15 protein-coding genes are annotated in these 18849 nt (G+C 54.1%); 1 reads left to right on the plus strand and 14 read right to left on the minus strand.

Annotation, left to right across the window (positions count from 1 at the left end; genetic code table 11):
* The 3 genes from H6507_09065 to H6507_09075 all read right to left on the minus strand — a co-directional run bounded on the left by H6507_09065 (position 1) and on the right by H6507_09075 (position 2609).
* The gene (locus H6507_09065) at positions 1-447 is read right to left on the minus strand and encodes a hypothetical protein (protein ID MCB9369241.1); all 447 of its coding nucleotides are present in this window, start codon (positions 445-447) and stop codon (positions 1-3) included.
* A gap of 209 nt (positions 448-656) precedes the next feature.
* A complete protein-coding gene (locus H6507_09070) occupies positions 657-1973 on the minus strand; it encodes a glycosyltransferase family 39 protein (GenBank protein ID MCB9369242.1) in 1317 nt (438 codons plus the stop codon).
* A gap of 78 nt (positions 1974-2051) precedes the next feature.
* Positions 2052-2609, minus strand: a complete 558-nt coding sequence (locus H6507_09075) for a metal-dependent transcriptional regulator (protein MCB9369243.1) — start codon at positions 2607-2609, stop codon at positions 2052-2054.
* A gap of 503 nt (positions 2610-3112) precedes the next feature.
* On the opposite strand from H6507_09075, the gene H6507_09080 reads away from it, so the two are divergent.
* A complete protein-coding gene (locus H6507_09080; protein MCB9369244.1) occupies positions 3113-5275 on the plus strand; it encodes a T9SS type A sorting domain-containing protein in 2163 nt (720 codons plus the stop codon).
* A 239-nt stretch (positions 5276-5514) separates the two neighbouring features.
* On the opposite strand, the gene H6507_09085 is transcribed toward H6507_09080, so the two are convergent.
* The 11 genes from H6507_09085 to H6507_09135 all read right to left on the minus strand — a co-directional run bounded on the left by H6507_09085 (position 5515) and on the right by H6507_09135 (position 18736).
* Positions 5515-6351 (minus strand): PhnD/SsuA/transferrin family substrate-binding protein, encoded by an 837-nt coding sequence (locus H6507_09085; protein MCB9369245.1) that lies wholly within the window; start codon positions 6349-6351, stop codon positions 5515-5517.
* Between the two features lie 24 nt (positions 6352-6375).
* Complete coding sequence (locus H6507_09090) at positions 6376-7497, minus strand: acyl-CoA/acyl-ACP dehydrogenase (protein ID MCB9369246.1); 1122 nt, start codon at positions 7495-7497, stop codon at positions 6376-6378.
* Positions 7498-7671: 174 nt separating this feature from the next.
* A complete protein-coding gene (locus tag H6507_09095; protein ID MCB9369247.1) occupies positions 7672-8331 on the minus strand; it encodes an O-methyltransferase in 660 nt (219 codons plus the stop codon).
* An 8-nt stretch (positions 8332-8339) separates the two neighbouring features.
* Positions 8340-8891 (minus strand): hypothetical protein, encoded by a 552-nt coding sequence (locus H6507_09100; protein MCB9369248.1) that lies wholly within the window; start codon positions 8889-8891, stop codon positions 8340-8342.
* A gap of 116 nt (positions 8892-9007) precedes the next feature.
* A complete protein-coding gene (locus H6507_09105) occupies positions 9008-10267 on the minus strand; it encodes an asparagine synthetase B (protein ID MCB9369249.1) in 1260 nt (419 codons plus the stop codon).
* Positions 10264-10743 (minus strand): HXXEE domain-containing protein, encoded by a 480-nt coding sequence (locus tag H6507_09110; protein ID MCB9369250.1) that lies wholly within the window; start codon positions 10741-10743, stop codon positions 10264-10266. Before H6507_09110 ends, H6507_09105 begins: the two co-directional genes overlap by 4 nt.
* A gap of 99 nt (positions 10744-10842) precedes the next feature.
* Positions 10843-12717 carry a tetratricopeptide repeat protein gene (locus H6507_09115; protein MCB9369251.1) on the minus strand — a complete coding sequence of 625 codons (1875 nt, stop codon included), beginning with the start codon at positions 12715-12717 and terminating at the stop codon, positions 10843-10845.
* Positions 12714-13775, minus strand: coding sequence for a T9SS type A sorting domain-containing protein (locus H6507_09120; protein ID MCB9369252.1), 1062 nt, complete (start codon positions 13773-13775; stop codon positions 12714-12716). Before H6507_09120 ends, H6507_09115 begins: the two co-directional genes overlap by 4 nt.
* 54 nt (positions 13776-13829) lie before the next feature.
* Positions 13830-14171, minus strand: coding sequence for a hypothetical protein (locus tag H6507_09125; protein MCB9369253.1), 342 nt, complete (start codon positions 14169-14171; stop codon positions 13830-13832).
* Between the two features lie 6 nt (positions 14172-14177).
* Positions 14178-15287: a hypothetical protein gene (locus H6507_09130; GenBank protein ID MCB9369254.1), complete on the minus strand. Its 1110-nt coding sequence runs from the start codon at positions 15285-15287 to the stop codon at positions 14178-14180.
* A gap of 59 nt (positions 15288-15346) precedes the next feature.
* Complete coding sequence (locus tag H6507_09135) at positions 15347-18736, minus strand: hypothetical protein (protein ID MCB9369255.1); 3390 nt, start codon at positions 18734-18736, stop codon at positions 15347-15349.
* Positions 18737-18849: the final 113 nt, after the last annotated feature.

The raw sequence follows: 18849 nt of genomic DNA on the forward strand, positions 1-18849 counted from the left end.
CTACTGAATCTGGCATTGCGGCGGACAGCTTGCGGCTGTCGCGCTCGTGTAGAAATGAACTTTTGATGTCCCACCGCTGATTGAATACCCCGGACAATTCGTGCGATAGACTCGCAGTCTTATGGTTTGGTTCCCCGATATGGGATGACTGACAATTGTCGAGGAAGACCCGCACCCGCAGAAAGTGTTGTTTACCGTCCAGATCCTCGTTCCTGTACTTCCATCTCCATTGACCTGATAACAGTCCACGCGAACGCCGTCTGTGTCCGGTGACTTGTAGTGAAAGTATGTCTTTGATATCTGCTGCCCGGATGGAATGAAGTGGTCCGTACTGTCCCAGTGGCTTGCGGTGGCGTTTGTCACACTTACACACATACTTTCTTCAGTCTGCGCAAAAACTGACGCATACAACCCTAACATGAGTCCCAACAACAACAGAGTCTTCATGATCGTTCTCCCCTGAACTGGTTACCTCGGGCGGATTTGCGCAGAGGGCACCTATAAGATAATACCGGGGGGGGGAGGTGATTGTCAATAGTGTTGTACAACAAACTATGAATTTCTTTGTGCTCGGCAAGCTCCTACAGTTTCAACAGTTTCAAGAAATATGGATAAGTAACTGTGTTGTGCATTTCTACTTCAAAGAGGCTGTTGCGTTACATCCACCCGATGATCTTGACCGTTTCAAATGTCCATACTCCCATGAACATGCCGATTGCAAGCAATAACAGCAACCGTCTCCACTGTGGCGCGCCGTCCCACGGTTGGTTTTCTACATAAGCCGCCGCTCCAATAATCACGGCGGGCATCAGCGGATAGTGGTAGCGCGGCAAACCATAGGTAACAAAAGCCGCCGCCGCTCCCAGTGCCAACTGCAAAATGAAAAATCCTCTCGCCGGAAATTTTCGAACAAGATAGAATCCGCACAAACCCAAAATCACCAACACCGCAAACGGAATCGCGGTCAACACCAAAGCTCCGAGCGGCTGCATATGCAATGTGGTGGCCAGCGACTCCGAGCCGCGCACGGGTGCGAAGTGTGCCAGCATCGCCATATCCGTCGACCATAAATACGCAAACTTCGTCGGCCACATCGCAAACGTCTTTCGAAGATGACCCTGCGCATATTCTTTCCCAGCCTGAGAGGCGGCAATGTCGCGCGCGGCCTCCGTGTGTGCCTCCGCCGGAATCATTTGCTCCACCCGCTCGTCGAACAGATAGCCTCCATTCGCGTACGGGTTGTTACCGATCAACACGTTGATGCCGCCGTTCGTGTTGAGCCAGAACCTGTCCATCGTCACTTGATTGCGGATCATCCACGGCAGCATGATGACCAGCGCGCCAATCAACACAAACGATACGGCCCGCGCGCGATCTACGAGAGGCGTTTCGTAGCGGATCAAAAATACGTAAATAAAGACCGTCGCGATTAGTATCGTCCCCGTCGCGCGTGTCAAGCATAGTAACCCTAACACGATACCCAGCAATAGTGAATCGCGTATCGTATATCCGTGTTCTTCAAGTCGGTCGTGCAGCCAAATTGCCAACACCCAGAAGAACAAGAACATCGTTTCCGTCAAGAACAACGAACAGAAAATCGCAGCCGCAGGATAGAGCATCCACACAGCCAAAACGCCGTACGCAATTCCTTCGGTAAACCTCTTCGCCGCCACAAAATACAGGAACAGTCCCGTCAGCAAACTAAGAATCAGTTGCAAATAGAACATCGGCTTGAAATCACCGAAGATGTTCATCACTCCCGCTGCCACATAGGGCATGAGCATATCGCGGTAACCGGTTGGTTCTCCGTGAAATGAGAAACCGTTGCCCAACCATATGTTTTGCGCCGTCTCGAGATACTCCGGTTCGTCCGGTGCGAGCAGCATCGCACCCGCCGGTCGCAACTCAATCACAAACAACCGAAAACCCGCGCCGATCACCAACAGTGAAATCAAAATAGAGAGGCGTTTCATCCCACACTCCGGGAAAAACTAAACGAGAAAACGGAGAGGCAACCCTCTCCGTTTTTATGTGCACTTCTTTGCAGCCTACTATGCCGGAATTTGCGGTCTCTCATCCATCGATGCGCGCAAATTCACCAAACAATCAGGACTCGCGTATTCTCCTCCCGGACAGTTCGTGACATGTTTCACGAATGCAGCGAGGCGTTCCAGCGTGTCCTCTTCCAAATGATGTTCCATTACGGAGGCTTCGCGTTCTGCCGCTTCCGCATGAACTCCAAGCACTTCTATCAAAAACTTGCGAGTCAAATCAAAGCGATCGCAGATCTGCCGGCCAATACGCTCCCCATTTGCCGTCAACTGTATCTTGCCGTAGTTCTCTTGATTTGCTAAACCCAAATCACGCAAACAGTTCACCGCATGACGTGCCGTGGGAAGCCTAACCCCTTCCGCACGCGCAAGATCCGTCAAGCGCACTCCATCAGTACCACGCGAGAGTTGATATAGTGTGCGTAAGTAGTTCTCGCGAGTCGGCGTCAATCCCTCTATGCTGTTTTTAGAGAACTTGCCGTTTGTGTGCGCATGACCATTGCCGTTTCCATTTCCATTAAGCAACGATTTTCCGTTCCCGATTCCGTTATGTTGCATATTTTATTATCAAGAGTGTTTGGTTAACGTGTGGGCCAAAGTATAAGCATTTTTTCGCCGCTTGGCAAGTGACGATGTGACCGTGTCGAAATCATTTCAATGTACTATTCTCGACTTACGATTTCGCGGAGGAGCAAATCATGCACGGTGTCTTCACTCGTCTTGTCCTAAGTTGAGAGTTGACAATTCGCTCTGTTGTTGCCTGCGTCGTTCTTTCTCTGGCTACTCAAGCAACCTTTGCAACGTGTCCATACTTATCGTAACATGCCCTGCTATGCCTCGCATTGCAGTTTCCGGACTTCCGTTTCCCTGTTCTGACGATGCCTCCTTGAAAAATGCTGGCTCAGTAATACTAAATACGTATCTCTTTAATATTGTTGATATTGATAAATTATGCTTACAAGTTCCTAATAATTCTCTTTTGCCCACTAACGAACCAATAATGTGAACTCCTTATACTTGCCTGCTTCACCACTTGATATGTAACTAAGGAGAAAGATCTGATGAACCGTTTGATCCGCTTTGCTATGCTTGGCCTCGCTTTGATGGCTACTTTGAACTCCGCACTTGCGGTGGCTCCCAACTTCAGTTTGCTCGGACAGTATCAAACTGGTATTTTTGATGCCAGCGCTTGCGAAATCTCGGCTTACGATGCGGCTTCCCAGCGCTTGTTCGTAATCAGCGCTGCCGCTGGTACCGTTTTAGTGTTGGATCTCAGTAATCCCGCAGCCCCCACTTTGCTGTTTTCGCTGTCCGCCGCGGCTTACGGCGGCGCCGAAATCAACAGCGTGGACGTCCACAATGGCATCGTCGCCGCCTGTGCTCAAGCCGCGCCCAAGACTGACCCCGGAGTGATCGTTTTCTGGGACACGAATGGCAACTATCTTTCGCACTACACGTGCGGTGCCCAACCGGATATGATCACCTTCACGCACGACAATCACTATGTCTTAACGGCCAACGAAGCCGAACCCAATGACGACTATACGGTCGATCCCGAAGGCAGCATCACCGTTGTCGATATTTCGGGCGGCGTAGTTGGCGCTTCCGTTGCCACGGCGAGCTTTGCTGCTTATGTCGGTCAGGAAGCGGCTTTGCGTGCGCAAGGAATCCGTATCTACGGACCCGGCGCGAATGCCGCGATGGACTTTGAGCCCGAGTATATCGCTCTCAATTCTTCTTCGACGACGGCTTATGTCACTCTGCAGGAGAACAACGCAATTGCCGTCGTTGACATCGCTACGGCGACCGTGACCAATCTGCTTCCGCTTGGCTACAAAGATCACAGCTTGCCCGGCAACGCTCTCGATCCCAGTGACCGTGACAACGGCTCGGGCGGACCGGCGATTCACATCAACAACTGGCCGGTCTTCGGTATGTACGAGCCGGACGGCATCGCTTCCTACGCAGTCAACGGTGTGACCTATCTCGTGACCGCCAACGAAGGCGACTCCCGTGACTACTCCGGTTTTTCCGAAGAAGGACGCGTGCGCGGAGATCTGCCGCTTGATCCCACGGCTTTCCCCAATGCCAGCACGCTGCGCGACAACGCGAACATCGGCCGCTTGAAAGTGACCACCTCGATGGGCGACATTGACAATGACGGCGACTACGATGAAATCTATTGCTTCGGCGGCCGCTCGTTTTCCATCTGGGATGAAAACGGCAATCAGGTCTTTGACAGCGGCGATGAGTTTGAAGTTCGTTTGGCTTCCATGCTCCCGAACGATTTCAATTCCACTAACGATGCCAATCAGTCGTTCGATTCTCGCTCTGACGACAAGGGCCCCGAACCCGAAGGTGTAACGGTCGCCAATGTCTGCGGTCGCTGGTTTGCCTTTATCGGTCTCGAGCGCGTCGGCGGCGTCATGGTTTATGACATTACCAGCCCCGCGCATCCCTACTATGTTGACTACTTCACCTCACGCGATTTCAGCGCGGTTGTCGACGGCACGCCTGCTTCTTTGGATGCCGTTGTCGAGTTGGGTCCCGAAGGCGTTACGTTTGTAGATGCGATTGACTCGCCGAACGGCATGCCGCTCCTGATCGTTTCCAACGAAGTCAGCGGCAGCGTGACGATCTACTCTGCTTACTGTGACCAGATTCTCCCCGTCGAGTTCGGCAGCTTTGATGCCTTCGCCGGTGACCGTGTCGTGACCTTGAACTGGAACACCCTGACCGAAACCAACAACGACCACTTCGAAATCTTCCGTAGCGGCACGATGATCGCTTCCGTCGAAAGCCAAGGCAACGGCGCCAACGGATTCAATTATGCTTGGGTTGATCAGAACGTCGAGAACAACACGACGTACAACTACTCGCTGGTTTCTGTGTCGCAAAACGGCGAGCGCAATGAACTCGCCACTGCTTCGGCCACGCCCGGTGCCGCCAGCACGATGCCTGTCGAGTTCGCGCTGAACCCCGCCTATCCGAATCCCTTCAACCCGAACACCAGCCTTAGCTACTCGCTGCCCGAAGCCGCGCACGTCACGTTGACCGTGTTCGACAACACCGGCCGAGAAGTTGCAACATTGGTCAACGGTTTGGTCAATGCCGGTTCACACAATGTTTCGTTCAACGCCAATGGCTTGTCGAGCGGCATTTACTTCGCCCGCATGACCGCAGGTTCGTTCAGCGCGTCGCAAAAACTCGTTCTGATGAAGTAACCCGCGTTCCGCTGGACTGATTGAGCTGACGCGACAGTTTCAGAGATTTGTCATCCTGAATGTAGTGAAGGACCCTCTGAAAAACTTAGAGTGCCGCCGAGACGGGTTTTGCTACAAGCAACCCTCCGCAACGAAAATCAACATCAATACTTGATGCAATAGTCTCGGACACGATGAACAGGAAAGCGGCCCAACCATAAGGTTGGGCCGCTTTGATTTTATTCAATGACCGGCTTGCCTCACCGACACCGCGCTCCCGCACTCTCCACAAATTCTTCAATCGTCCCGAAATGGTCGATCGCATGCGAGAGCGCCTCGTAGCCTTTCAAGCGCCCGACTTTCCATTGCTTCAAACCCTCCATGTCGAGCAGCGGCCTGAGTTCCGGATCTTCGTACTTCATATCCTGCAACAGTTCGCAGAACCTCGCGATGTCCTTGGTCGGCGCGCCGTCCAACACCGTGAAATTGCAGTGATCGAACAGCGGCGTTCTTGCTAATACCTTCGTGCTGTCCGGCTTCAGCGTTCCGTCCTGTTCAAACATCGCGTAGTTCGCTTCGAGCACGCAGGCTGCATCCGCGTCGCCGTTTGCCAAAGCAATCGCCGCGTCACGTTCGCCGCCGACGTGATCGCCGTGCAATCCAACCAACACGTCAAACGGCACGACCTTGAAGTCCTCGTCCGGCTCAAGCCCCGCATTTACGAATTCTTTGAGCGGAATCAGCGTCGCCTGCGGAGAATCTTTGGCCCCTACGGCCACTCGCTTTCCGCGCAGGTCACCGATATTCTTGTAACCTTCGTTGCGGCGCACGATCACCACCGACGTCAAATCGCAATCGGTGTCGCGCATCATCACCGCCACGGCATGGCGGCCCGTCGCTTTCGCGATCTGCTCAGATTGAATCCACGCCAGCGGAGAATTCCAAGCAACGTGAATCAATCCGTCGAAATGCGCCTGCACCTGCCGCTCGTAGTTGGAAAACAACACATAGTCGAAATCCAATCCGTTGCGCAGAAAATATTCCTTAAAGCCGTTCCAAATCGTCACGACCTTCGGATCATAGGCCACTGCGCCCATCAATAATGTGCTCACGAATCCTCCTTAAAACAACGGCAGACCCGTCACGGCCTTGCCGATGAAATCGTACAAAACATCCGTCGTCGGCGCCATGATTCCGGCGGCTCTCGTGTCGCGGAAATAGCGCTCGACGCCGACGTCTTTACGAAACGCCGCGCCGCCGCAGACTCGCATCGCTACGTCGAGCACTTCCGTCGCCGTTTCCGCCGCGGCAGCTTTGCATTCCAGCACACGCAGCATCGTGTCTTCACGGCCCTTTTCCATCGCGTCGATCGTATCGTTTAGCAACGACTTCACCATGTCCGTCTTAATCTGCATTCGCGCGATGTAATTCCGAATCGTCGGCAACTCGTTCAAAGCCGTTCCCGAATAATCGTACTTCGTCCCCGCATGCTTGACGGTTCGCGCGACCGCTCCTTCCATCAAGCCAATCGTGCAGCTTGCATTCAACAAATTGAAGTAAGGCAAAACGACGCCCATCATGACATCGAACCCCTTGCCGTCGTCACCCAGCATGTTCTCAACGGAAACTGTCACTCCGTCCGCCATCGCTGGAGACGAGTCGTTGCCGCGCAGACCCAATCCGTTAAACGGTCCCTGAATCTTTAAGCCCGGTGCATCCGCCGGTACAAGCCAAATTGTGCTGAGCCCTTCAGCAGCAAGAGGCCTCGAAGACCACACGTACGCCGTGGCTTTCGAGGCCGATGTTATCCAGCTCTTCTTGGCATCGAGCTTGATGCCTTCGCCGTTTTGTGTCGCCGTGCTGACCGGAATCCAGAAATGACTGCGCGAACCCGCTTCGCTGAAGGCCAGTGTCGAAAAATGTTCTCCCGTCGCTGCCTTTTTGCGTGTTTCTTTGTCGCCGTGCGCTTCGATCACCGCCGCGCCGCAATAGTGCATGCACGTCACCATTCCGGTTGATCCGCACTCCTGCGACAATCTGCGAATGATCTCGCTGGCGCCGCGCGGTCCCAGCGCAAGCCCGCCAACTTCCTTCGCGCTCACCGCGCCCAATAGCCCCGCTTTGGCCAACGCCGCGATCGATTCGTCAGGAAACTTGCCCTGACTGTCTACTTCCGCTGCATGTTTTGCGACGACTTCCGTGCTCACGCTTTCCAGCGCGTCACGCCAACTTTCTGCGCTCACTCTTGCCTCCTTGTTGCACGCAGCGACGCGACGCGGACAAAGAGGCCCTTGTCCTACACCGGATCGCCGTGCAGTTGTGGTCCGACTCCGTCAGACCGGTTGATTGATCACCGATAGTAGGTCATTTTGTTTACCCTATCTCTTGCGATTTGTTTTCTCGCGCTGTCCTTCATATTACTTCACCAGCAAAAACGCCATGCCGTCGTATTCTTTCACGCCGACGGTTTGCAACGCCGTAACTTCCAACCGTTTCTCTGTTCTTAAATATTCGTTCATCCGCCGGATGCCTTGTGTCATCGGCGACGTGCTGTCGTGATTGATCACGTCGCCTTCCCGGATCACGTTGTCCACGACCATCATTGTTCCGGAATGTGACATTTCAAGCGCATGCTGCACGTAGTAGACGTTATTCTCTTTGTCCGCGTCTATAAACACGAAGTCGAAAACGTGTCCTTCTTCCTTGAGCTTCGGCAGCACCTCGAGCGCCGTTCCTAACCGCAGTTCAATCTTGTCCGCGAGCCGGGCGCGTACGAATGACTTCCGAGCAATCTCGGCGTGAACGGGGTTCATTTCGATTGTGATCAGTTTCCCGCCTTCAGGCAGCGCGCGCGCCAACAGGATCGTGCTGTACCCCCCGAGCGTGCCGATCTCCAAAATCGTCTTCGCTTTTGTCGCTTGTGCGAGCATGTGCAAGAATTTCCCTTCAGTCGGAGAAACCTGTATCTCCGGCATCCCCGCCGCATTTTGCTCGTCGATGGCTGCTTTCAAAACCGGATCCGCTTCGATGAAGTGATCCTGCAAATATTCGTCGACTGCATTCCAAAGATGCTGCATAATTTCTCCTATTTCCGCCCCATTCGAAATTCGCGACGCAGCAATTCGCGGCCCGCTCCGTCAAACAATACCTTCTTCGCAAAAACCAGCGAATCTTCGTTGCCAATGTAAAGTATGTTTGTCACCTGCGCCGGTTTGTCGGTGTTGGTATCCGTATCGCGTCCCTGAAACGTCAGCGTCATCCCGTTGTCCGAAATGTTCTTGCCCGACACGAACCACATTTTCTTGTCGTCAAATTGGATCGTGTGGCCGGAACCGGAAACCAACCACTCTCCCCAATCGACCACACGCTCGCCGTCTCGCGACTCATAAATCCACCGAGAAACCAACACTCCCCCGGCCGTGTCCGCCGAAAACTCTGCGGGCGAGCTCACAAGCACCGTATCTTTGTCAATCGAATAGTGCGTCACCACACCTGACCATTCTCCGATCAAGCCCAAGAGGTCGGATTGATAAGCGGTGGGCTTCTCTGCAACCGGAGGAGATGCAAGTGCCGCACCCGCCGTAAATGCAATTAACAAAATGTAACTAAACTTTCGAAAGTACTCGAAGAAAGCCATCTATTGTAATTCTTGCTTTGTTGGGAATTAAACTCTTCCTGACGTGGCGTGAATAGTTCAGTCAAATTTGACTTAAGTTTGTCCATTGACTCGGCCCGTATGACAGTAGAGTTCACTCATGTCTTCAACTTCTTCTTTCGCGCCGCCGGGAAGAGCACGTTGTTCAATATCAGCCTGTACCCCGGCGAATTCTTGTGCAACGCAAGCTGTGTCGGCGGATCACCCACTTGATGCCGGTAATCCTCCGGATCGTGCCCGCCGTAATACGTCCAGAATCCGTCCCCGAACTTTCCGTGAACGTACTTGATTTCGTCCGTCCCTTCCCGCTGCGCCAAAATTGTCACCGTCGGTTTCAGATATTCCTTGTGAAATGCAGTCGTCTGACCCAAAAAGCCCTTCACGACGTTCGTGTGGCACTGCGTCAGCATCGTTGGCACCGGATCAAACTTCGCAGAAAAATCGAATAGCGTGAAATAGTCGCCTTCTCCTCCTTGCGCGAGCAGTCCCGACGACGGAGCACAGTCGATCGTCGAAAACTCGTACACCATCGGATCTGTAATCACACTGTAGTTCTGAAATGCAAGCCCGTTCCCAAAGTCCATCTTGCTTTGATAGTTCGGATCCACCGGATCGCCGTCGAACACCGGTGCGCAAATGTCCGTCAGCGCCGCCGCCAAAGCGATATCATAGCTGTCCGTCGCCGAACACATCGCAAACAAAAATCCCCCGCGGCCGACATAGTTCTTCAGCGTTCGCGCCACCGCAAGTTTCATCTCCGAGACTTTCGGGTAGCCTAAAGACTTCGCAGAGGCTTCCTCTTGCTGCACCTGCCGAATGTACCAGTCCGCGTTGCGGTACATCGAATAGAATTTTCCGTACTGCCCCGTGAAATCCTCGTGGTGCAAGTGCACCCACTCGTATTTCGAGAGTTTGCCTTCGAGAATTTCCTGATCATAAATCACGTCGAACGGAATCTCAGCATAGGTCAAGGCCAAGTTCACCGCGTCGTCCCACGGACCTTCCCGAACCTGGTCCGGCGCATAAATCGCGACCTTCGTCGGCTTTTCCAACAGCACGACTTCCATATTCGCGTTTTCAATTTCAAGGTAGATATCGCCCGCGCCGCCCGCGTCCTCCGCTTTCACGCCGCGCAGTCGGCATTCGTTCGCGATTTCGTCGCTTTGATCCATCATAAAACTACCGCCGCGGTAATTCAGCAGCCATTCCACTTTGATCCCTTTTTCCAATGCGTCATAGGCGATGCCATATGCCTTCAAGTGGTCCGTCTGAGACAGATCCATTGGAATCAAGAGTTTCTGGGCAAATACGGGAAGTGCGAAAAGGCAGAGTGCGAGAAGAGTTGTGAGTCGTTTCATTCTTTCGGGTCTGAGAGTGGTTGTCGTTCCTGCCGTTTTTCTTTCGCATGAATCAACTCGCGCGGAATAGCCAGAAACAACAAATGGAAAACCAAGCCGGTGACTATTGAAATAAACAGCAGCCGGAATCCGATTTCCCACGTCATAATGTAGTAGTAAAAGGTGTAGAGCGTCAGCGGCAAAATGAGCATGATGCTCGAAAATGTGCCGGGCGAGTAGCGGCTGTGGGTTAGCGAAAGAGCAATATGAAACCACGCGTTGACAAACAAGATGCCCATCGCGGGCATCACGAACCACATTTGCTCCAAATTTACGTATCCTACCGCCGCGTAGAGCGGCCACGCGATCACGACATTCAGAACAAACGCAAAGACCGGTGTGATCGGCGACTTTGGATTGTCACTGCCAAATACATCTTTGTTTATCCACGACAGAAATCCGCCGGGAATAACGTATTCTTCCAACTGGTGCAGCATCAGCGCCGGGAGCGCCGCCCAAAACACCCATTGCGGATGCCAATAGATCCATTCAAATAGTTCAGCCAGTGTAAAATCTCAATAGTTGAAGAAAGGTGCTTAGGAAATCTTGTTCGACAGAATGCGCGCCTTGCGCCGCGCCTGCTCCAAGTACAATGAACGGGGATAGTCCACCAAATATTCCTGCAAGAGTTTCAACGCTTGGTCTTCGTCGTGCAAATCTTCAAGCGTGATCACGGCAATCAAATATTTTGCGCGGGGCAAATCCACGGACTCGGGGAAATTTGTCACGAACGTATCCAATGCGGCGAGAGCTTCGTTCGATTTCCCCGATTGACGGAGTTCTTCGGCTTCCTGCATCCGGCACCACTCGGCCAACCGGCCGTATTTGAGCTGCGTCGCGGCCTCGCCGTATTTGGCTGCGGCCGTGTCGTGCTGTCCGCGAAACTCCGCATAGTCCGCATCCGCAAACGAGCGCAGTGCGCCGTAAAACCCGCCGCCCGACAACAAGGCTTCGTACAAAATTGCGTCATTAAACGTCGTCGAGAGCGAGCTGCCTTTGGTGATCTTTTCGAGCGCCTTCTCGGCCAGCTCCGTGGAATCGCGCCAAATATTCGCCCGAGCAATGCGAAGGAGCGACTCGCCCTCGTCCGGCGATCCGCGCATCTGCTGCGCCGCGACGAACGCCGCTTGCCATGCGTCAATCGCTTGGGCAAATTCACCCATGTAGGCGTGCGCGTCGCCAATGCGCATCCCCGCTTGCTGTTTCAAGGGCATGCGCGCGCGTTGGAATATTCCCTTGTATTCGGTCAACGCTTCGTTCGGCTTGTCTTCGTAGTTTAGCAAAATCTCCGCGATATGAAAACGTGCCTCTTCTACGTCCGCGGATTTGCTGCGGCCCGTAATAAACTTCTCGTATGAGGATTTCGCCTCTGTATATTGGCCTTGCGCTTCCAAACATTGCGCCAGCCCAAGCTCCGCGCGCTCCGCGATTTGATCCGCGGGCTTCCACGACAGTACCTTTTCAAATCCGCGGCGCGAAAGCTCAGTTTCGCCTTCGCCCAACAATTGCTGTGATGTCGCCAATACGCTCACGCCGTTCTCGGAGGACAACGAATCCGCAGCAATCGTCGCGTCAAGCGCCTGTTTCAAGTTGCCGGACTTCATCGCATAGCCCGCCAACAGCCGCCACGCCGTCGGGTCCTTGCGTTCGCGTTTGATGGCCTGTTCGAGTGTGCTCGTCACCGTTTCTTCAACCGTGGAATCGTCGGGAAAACGGCTCAAATAGCTTTGCGCAATTTGCCACGCCGTCGGCGACGTTTTTGAGTACAGCAACAACTCGTCCGTCGCACCTGCAAAGTTCATCTGCGCCTGCAAACTTGACGCGAGTTCCAGCGCCATGTAGCTTGAAACTTTCTCCTCTTTGCGGTATTCGCGAATCAGCTTTTCGCTTTCTTCCCAGCGGCGGTTGCGGTGCAGCACGTTGATCAGCGCGCGCAACGCGTCCGGGTTGTGCGGCTGCGTCGCCATCACTTCATGCCATGTCGCCCACGCGCCCTCTTCGTCTTCCGCCGCAAGTTTCACTTCGCCCAAAGCAAGCTGCAAATTGAATGCGCTGGCCGGATCCTGCCACGGTTTAAGACTTCCGCGAATATCAGCCTTGTTGATCTGTTCCTGCAGAAAACTTTCCGCTTCGTCGAATTTTCTGAGCTGCACCAAGCACTTCGGAATTCCCGTAATCACAGCCGCATCGGTCGGCGACACCTTATAGGCGTCTTGCCACGCGGCCAACGCATTGTCGAAATTTCCGCGCTGCTCTTCCCTGCGTGCCCGGTCGATATACGCTTGCGCGGGATTTCTGGTGACGTTCTTGTTCGGCAAAGGGCCGCTATTGCCCGGTTGAATAATGATCTGCTGCGCAAACAATTCGCCAGCCAGCAAAACACCCAACATTATATATAGAAAAAATTTCATTTCAACAAAATCAAAGGAGTTGTCCGTGATTCGTGCCCGGTGTCCAGTCTGACAAAGTATTTTCCACTTGCAAAGCCGTCCGCCTGCCAGTGCCAAACATATCCGCCTGCACCAAGTGACTCGTCAGCCAGCACGGCGACTTCGCGGCCCAGCACGTCGAACACACTGAGCCTAACTCTTCCGAATTGAGGCAGTGCGAAGCGAATTTCAGAAGTTGAGTTGAACGGATTCGGATAGACTGACAACGAGACTTCAGCCGAAACTTGCGGCGACACGCGGGGCACGTCCAGCAACTCACTGATCGGAAAGGCCGCGATTCTCGCGCCGCCGCCAAACGACCCGTCGGTCGTCACCTCCGTAAAAGCATAGATCAGCGACTGTTCGTGCTCGATCATCGTTAACCCGTTGAGCAAATGGTTCGACTCCACGTCCTGCGTGCGGATGCTCGTCAAAAAGGTTCCGTCTTCTTCGAGTCCTAAGAACCAAAACTGCATCACGTCGTCGCCGCGAATAAATAACGACAATACGAACCGGTGATCCTGAGCGCGAAAGACGCCCCAGCTCGTTATGTAACTGTGCAGCGGCAACGGACCCGGATCCCACGGCGGCGTCGACATAATTGTCGTTCCGTCGTACGTAGTCAGCCACGTGCGAAAATCGTTTATCGTTTGACTTGGCGTGACGGATCCCGCCACGCACGTCAACACGCTGCCGTCATAGTGGAACGCTTGCCCCGACGGATTTTCTCCGTCAAACAGCTCGGCCTCGCGCAACACGACACTGTCCGCGAAAAATCCCTGCGCGTCGAATTCGTAAAGCACCGTGCGCATCTGCCACGCCGATTCTCCGAACATGGTTTGATGAGATACAAGCCGAGGTGCGCCGTTGACTTGGTAAGAATACAAACAGTCCCCAAGCCCCAGCGTGTCCGATCCTTGAATTTCACCTTCCGAGTCAAGACGAAATACAATCTGCCCGTTCGTAAAGTCCCGCACAGCCAAAAAGTAGCCGTCGTCCAGTGTTAAGAATCTGGGAAAGAACGCGGGCCGAAGTTCCAATTCCTCTAAATACTGCCCCTCCGGGGAGTAAAAATAGAGTGCGGTTTCCGACAGTCATTCATGGTAAATCATCTTACACGTCGCGCCGTTCCCGAGACTGCGAAACTCAACCCGCGGCGGGCAGCTTACTTCGCTCGTGCTCTGAATCTCGACGGTATCCAATTCGCTGGCGAGATTGCCATCCAAATCAACTTCCCTTCCATAGGCGCCGATCCAATCGACATTCCCGCTCGCCCAAGTGCAATACAGCGTATTCGCTTCCGTAACCTCGATCGTTGGAAAGAAAAACCGTTCATCCGTCTCTTCGTCCATCCGAACCGGATCAAACTCCGGCTGGGCTTTTGCGGTTGCGACAAGAACGACCAGCCATAGAACAAAGGCGGATGAAGTCTTCATAGACGGTTACTCCAGTTTGAATTGCACGCAATAGCACGCGTCCGCCGCCGCGGCTGTGTCCGATGACGCCGCAGTGTACGCCGCGAAGATTTTATCTCCGAACTTCGTTGCCGAAAACTCCTGTATCGTAGAACTCACGTCCGCGCGCTGAGAAATCCGGCTCCAATAGCCGTCGTCATCGACTCCCAGCACAAGAAGCTGCATATGTTCGCCGTCGTCTGACAGCGCCAGAAGATAAGGAAACTGAGCACCCGAGGCAATCGAGCGAAACGCGATATATTCCCCCAATGACTCGCGTTTGGCTGCCGCCGTGTGCTCCGATTCACGCTTCGTGCCGTTCAATACGTGCGTTTCAATCTCGAGCTCTTTGGACTCCGGCTTACGATAGCCAGCCACGATGAACAAATCTCCGCCGCTGACGAAATAGTCCGTGCCGATTTGCTGCGTCGCCGGGTAAGATCTCGCCACCGTTGTGCTGTCTACGTAACTGCACAAGCGGGCCATCGTGTAAACGTGAAAACTGTCGTCATCCGCTTTGACGAACACCACTCCGGCTCCGCCCGCCGCCGCGAAATCCGGACTTGCTATACTCAGCGTGTCCCGGCTTAGCTCGCGACCCAAGCGGTCCATCCATACGGTGATCAGTCCGTGCTGAAGAGGCGATTCATAAAATATCGCAAACAGTGAATCCACTTCCACCGGATAAGACAGCACAGCCGGAGCAGTCACCCACGCGCCTTCGCGGTCGCCTTCCTCGTCGCGCGAAAGAATGTAGCTTTCCTGAATGCAGCTATGCGCGACAAACGTCGCCGTATGGTGGTTCGCGAAATGAAACCGCCGCAAGTCAGGAATACACTGCACCCAACGGCGGCTGATGAACTCATACAGATCAGGTTTGCCGAAGGTCAGCGAATCCGGAATCCACATAGCTCCCGCGCCGCCGATCGAGTCGTGATGAAACTCTGTCCACTGGCAATACAAGTCACCCGATTCCTGCACGGAGATTACCGGCGTAAAGATCTGCTCCGCCAAGCCGCTGTCCACTCGCACCGATTTCGGAGCCCGCGAACAACCAACGGCGAGCAGCAGCAATATGAAAAGTGGAATGTACTTCATTTTGTCTCCCCCCATTCCTGTCTGAAGGAATGGGGGAACTAAGGGGGGATTCTGGAATCCTACTGGAATTTCGACAGCGCTTCGAAATACTTCCGCACCAACTCTTCGTAGTCCGGCGTGTACTTCGCATCGAGCGCGCGCAAAAGATCTTCGCGCAGCTCGTCCGAACCCGGTTTTTTCGGCAGTTCGCGCGGCGAGGCACGCACCATGTCAATTCCCGTGTTCGATTCTCTTTGCGGCGAAAACTCGCGTTCGCGGTTCGCTCTCTGGAAGTCGAGCAGCTTAGATTCGATTTTGTTTTGACGTTCGATGGTTTCCGGCGTAATTTTCTGCGCGCGCAAATCCTTCGCCACGTCTTCCATGTCTTCTTTCAGACCATCAAGCCGGCCCAACGTCTGCTTCGACGCCGCAGCTTCCTGCTGCAGTTCTTCCATCGACTTTGCCAGCGCTTCCTGCTCGCCCGCAAGTCTTTGCATTGAAGCGGCCTGACTCTGCGAAAGCGAACCCGGATTCTGCATCATCGACATCGTCTGCTGGTTGATTTGGCCTTGCTTCTGGCACATGCCGCCCGCTTTGTTGCACGTTGAGTTGCTGTTCGGCTTGTTGCACTGGCTCTGGCATTGCTTGCAGGCGTTGTTCTGTTGGCGCAAGGCTTCGTTCAACGCGGCCATCGCCTGCTTGCGGTAGTGCGTCGCCGTACGCGCGTCGCGCTCTGCCGTCGCGTTGCACGCTGCCTGCATTTGGTTGATCGTCTCTTCCATCGTCGCCATCATCTTCGGCGTCACCGCCATTGACTTCTTGGCCAGCTCCTGCATATCCTCTTGCACGCGCTTCATCGCCTGCTTCAGATTTTCCTGCTCTTCGACCAGCTCCTGCATCTGCGGACTGTTCTGATCGATTTCCTGCGACTGCTGCCAGAGCTGCTCTTGCCGCATGGAAAGGTCAAGCATCTTGTCGCGCGCCTTCTCCATTTCCATCAGCGTTTCCATGTCCTGGTTCGTCTGCATTTGCTGACGCATGTTCTGCATCATCTGCGAGAATTCGGACATTTTCCGCGACTGCTTCTTGCCTTGCTTCTTCGCGGATTGATTCTGGCACATCTGCATCGGCTGGGAGTTTTGCTCCATCTGCTCGGAAAGCTGCTCCTGCTCCATTTGCTTTTCGAGCTCCTGAGCCTGCTGCTGGCCTTGCAGTTGATCCTTTTTCATCTGCTCGGCCAGTTCTTTCATCTCCTGCTCGATCTTCTTCATCTCGTCGGAGAGTTTCTTCTGCTGCTCGGCATTCTCTTTCGAATTCTGCGGAGTGTTCTGCTCCATCTTTTCGTTGAGCTGGTCCTGCTGCTTGGAAAGTTCGTCCAGCCTCCGAGAGAGTTCGTCGAGCTTCTTTTCGGCCTGCATCTGCTTCAGCATATTCAATGTTTGGTCGAGCGTGAGATTGAACTGCTCCTGCGTCTTCTGAAAGTTTTCGAGAGCTTTCCGCATCTCTTCCGGTGACGGCTGCTGCATCGCTTCCGAGAGCTTGCGCATCGCTTCACGCATTTCCGGCGTGATCACTTCGTCGACCAATTCCTGAATCTGCTGCATTTTCTCCATGACTTCAGGAGAGTACAGCGCACGCATCTGGTTGACCATTTGCTGCTGTTGGATCGCCTGTGACACCTGCTCCAGCACCTGCGTCATCTGCTCTTGCTGTTCCATCAGCTCGTTGATTTCCTGCTTGCGCTCGTAGCTCATCTCGGGGTTCGACTTATACTCCTCGACGGCCTTTTCAACGTCCTCGCGCAAATCCTGCGAGTGTTCGAGCAGTTCTTGTAAAGTGATGGTGCGCTTTTCTTCCATCTGTTCCTGCTGCTCGAATATTTCGGCCATCGACGGGAAGCGCAGCACGCGCATTTCGCTCTTGGCCCGCTTCGGTCCGCTGATGCGGTCGTTGTCCCACACTTCCACGAACATCATCACCTGATCTTCAGGCAGAAGCTGCAACGGTGTCAAGTCGAACTCGGTTTCCACCACGCAGCGGCCCGGTTCGGTCACGCGGTAGTCGAGCGCCATTCTCTCAAAACTGTCGTCCGGCACGTCGCCCGGCTGATCCCACGGCGACGGACGGTAGTAGCGGAGCGTCATCTTGGAAAAACCGTAGTCATCCGCGGCGTCGGCTACGATGGGCACTTTCACGTCCGCCGCGATTTCCAAATCGTGACCGGGTTCGACCAAGGAAATTACCGGGGCTTCATCAGGCCTCGCGTTAATGCGGTAAGTAATTGCATCGCGGCTGTTGCGGCCTTCTTTGTCCGTCAGCTTAATCTGATACGTCCCGCTCTTCGCAACGGTGAACTGCCCTTCGGCCTTGCTGCCGTCAAGTGCCAGCTCAAGCGTTTCTCGCGGCGTCGCCATATGTTCGCCGTCCAAATCGAAAAACTCGACTGTGGCTTTCGCAAGCTGCTTTGTCGAGGAAATGATCAGTTTCGTGGTCGTTCCCACGACAGCCGAAATGTCGCCGACGTTTTCTTCCAATGTCCGCGTTTGCATTCCCGTATAGGCCGGCGGCGTCAAGGTCACCGACAAATATCTGACCGCGGGCAATTCCTGCACTGTCGCCGTAAATTTCTCGGTTGATACATTCTGCGCGTAAGCCCAATAGTCAAACGTCGTCGCGAGTCCGGTCCACGTCACGGTGTATTGTCCGTGCTCGTCGCCCTCCACGGTCAGCGGCGAGTCCGCCGTACGGCCCTTTTCCTTGCGCGTGATCGTCACTTCCTTCGGCAGCGTTCCCGTTGCGGTTACCACTACTTTCAGAGAATCGCCGCGCACAAGTTCCACGTCACCCGGAGCCACGTGCAGCACAAAATCCGGGCATGGCGAAAAATCTTTTCCCGGATTCATCACTCGTTCGGCAGCGGAGATCAATGGACGCCCGAACACCAAGAGTAACGCAACTGCCGCCACCGAAGAAAACATCGCGTATCGCACGCTCTTCTTAACCGGAGTTCTGTCCGGCAGCGATGCAGGCGAAATCGGCACAAGCTCTTCGGCCACACCGCGACCTGCCGCTAAAATCAATTCAGAAGAAACCCCGTCACGTTCGGCGTTCTCAGCTTTGTCCAAAAGCTGCAAAGCATTCAACACACGATCCCGAATCGTCGGCATCCGCTGAGCATAATCTCCCGCGAGCTTCTGGTCGGTTGGTGCGAACATGGTATACTTCAAAATCGGCCACACCACACCAAGCGCCGCCGCCACCACAGCCGTGATCACCCACAGCCCCAACAACACCGCACGCACGTCGCCGCCGAATCGTCCCAAAGATTCCAGCACAAGCACGAGCAGCGTCACGCTCACCAAACCTGCCAAAGCAAACAGCGCGTGACTCTTCAAAGTATTCATCAAAACGGCGCGACGAAGCCCCGCCATCCAGTTGCGTATCGTAGAAAGTACTTCTCGTGCACCCATACTCTTTTCTTCCTTCTATATCTGAAACTGTGTTAAGCAACACAGCTAATCATTCGTCTATGACATCTTTACAAAAATGTAGGGGCGGAAGGCATTCCGCCCGCTCAAGGCCG

This window comes from Calditrichota bacterium (assembly GCA_020637445.1).
In the GTDB taxonomy this organism is placed as follows: domain Bacteria; phylum Electryoneota; class RPQS01; order RPQS01; family RPQS01; genus JABWCQ01.

Bases quoted from the DNA above. Each gene is read 5' to 3' on its own strand.
- H6507_09065 (MCB9369241.1), bottom strand. From the start codon at position 447: ATGAAGACTCTGTTGTTGTTGGGACTCATGTTAGGGTTGTATGCGTCA.
- H6507_09070 (MCB9369242.1), bottom strand. From the start codon at position 1,973: ATGAAACGCCTCTCTATTTTGATTTCACTGTTGGTGATCGGCGCGGGT.
- H6507_09075 (MCB9369243.1), bottom strand. From the start codon at position 2,609: ATGCAACATAACGGAATCGGGAACGGAAAATCGTTGCTTAATGGAAAT.
- H6507_09080 (MCB9369244.1), top strand. From the start codon at position 3,113: ATGAACCGTTTGATCCGCTTTGCTATGCTTGGCCTCGCTTTGATGGCT.
- H6507_09085 (MCB9369245.1), bottom strand. From the start codon at position 6,351: ATGGGCGCAGTGGCCTATGATCCGAAGGTCGTGACGATTTGGAACGGC.
- H6507_09095 (MCB9369247.1), bottom strand. From the start codon at position 8,331: ATGCAGCATCTTTGGAATGCAGTCGACGAATATTTGCAGGATCACTTC.
- H6507_09100 (MCB9369248.1), bottom strand. From the start codon at position 8,891: ATGGCTTTCTTCGAGTACTTTCGAAAGTTTAGTTACATTTTGTTAATT.
- H6507_09105 (MCB9369249.1), bottom strand. From the start codon at position 10,267: ATGAAACGACTCACAACTCTTCTCGCACTCTGCCTTTTCGCACTTCCC.
- H6507_09110 (MCB9369250.1), bottom strand. From the start codon at position 10,743: ATGCTGCACCAGTTGGAAGAATACGTTATTCCCGGCGGATTTCTGTCG.
- H6507_09115 (MCB9369251.1), bottom strand. From the start codon at position 12,717: ATGAAATTTTTTCTATATATAATGTTGGGTGTTTTGCTGGCTGGCGAA.
- H6507_09125 (MCB9369253.1), bottom strand. From the start codon at position 14,171: ATGAAGACTTCATCCGCCTTTGTTCTATGGCTGGTCGTTCTTGTCGCA.
- H6507_09130 (MCB9369254.1), bottom strand. From the start codon at position 15,287: ATGAAGTACATTCCACTTTTCATATTGCTGCTGCTCGCCGTTGGTTGT.
- H6507_09135 (MCB9369255.1), bottom strand. From the start codon at position 18,736: ATGGGTGCACGAGAAGTACTTTCTACGATACGCAACTGGATGGCGGGG.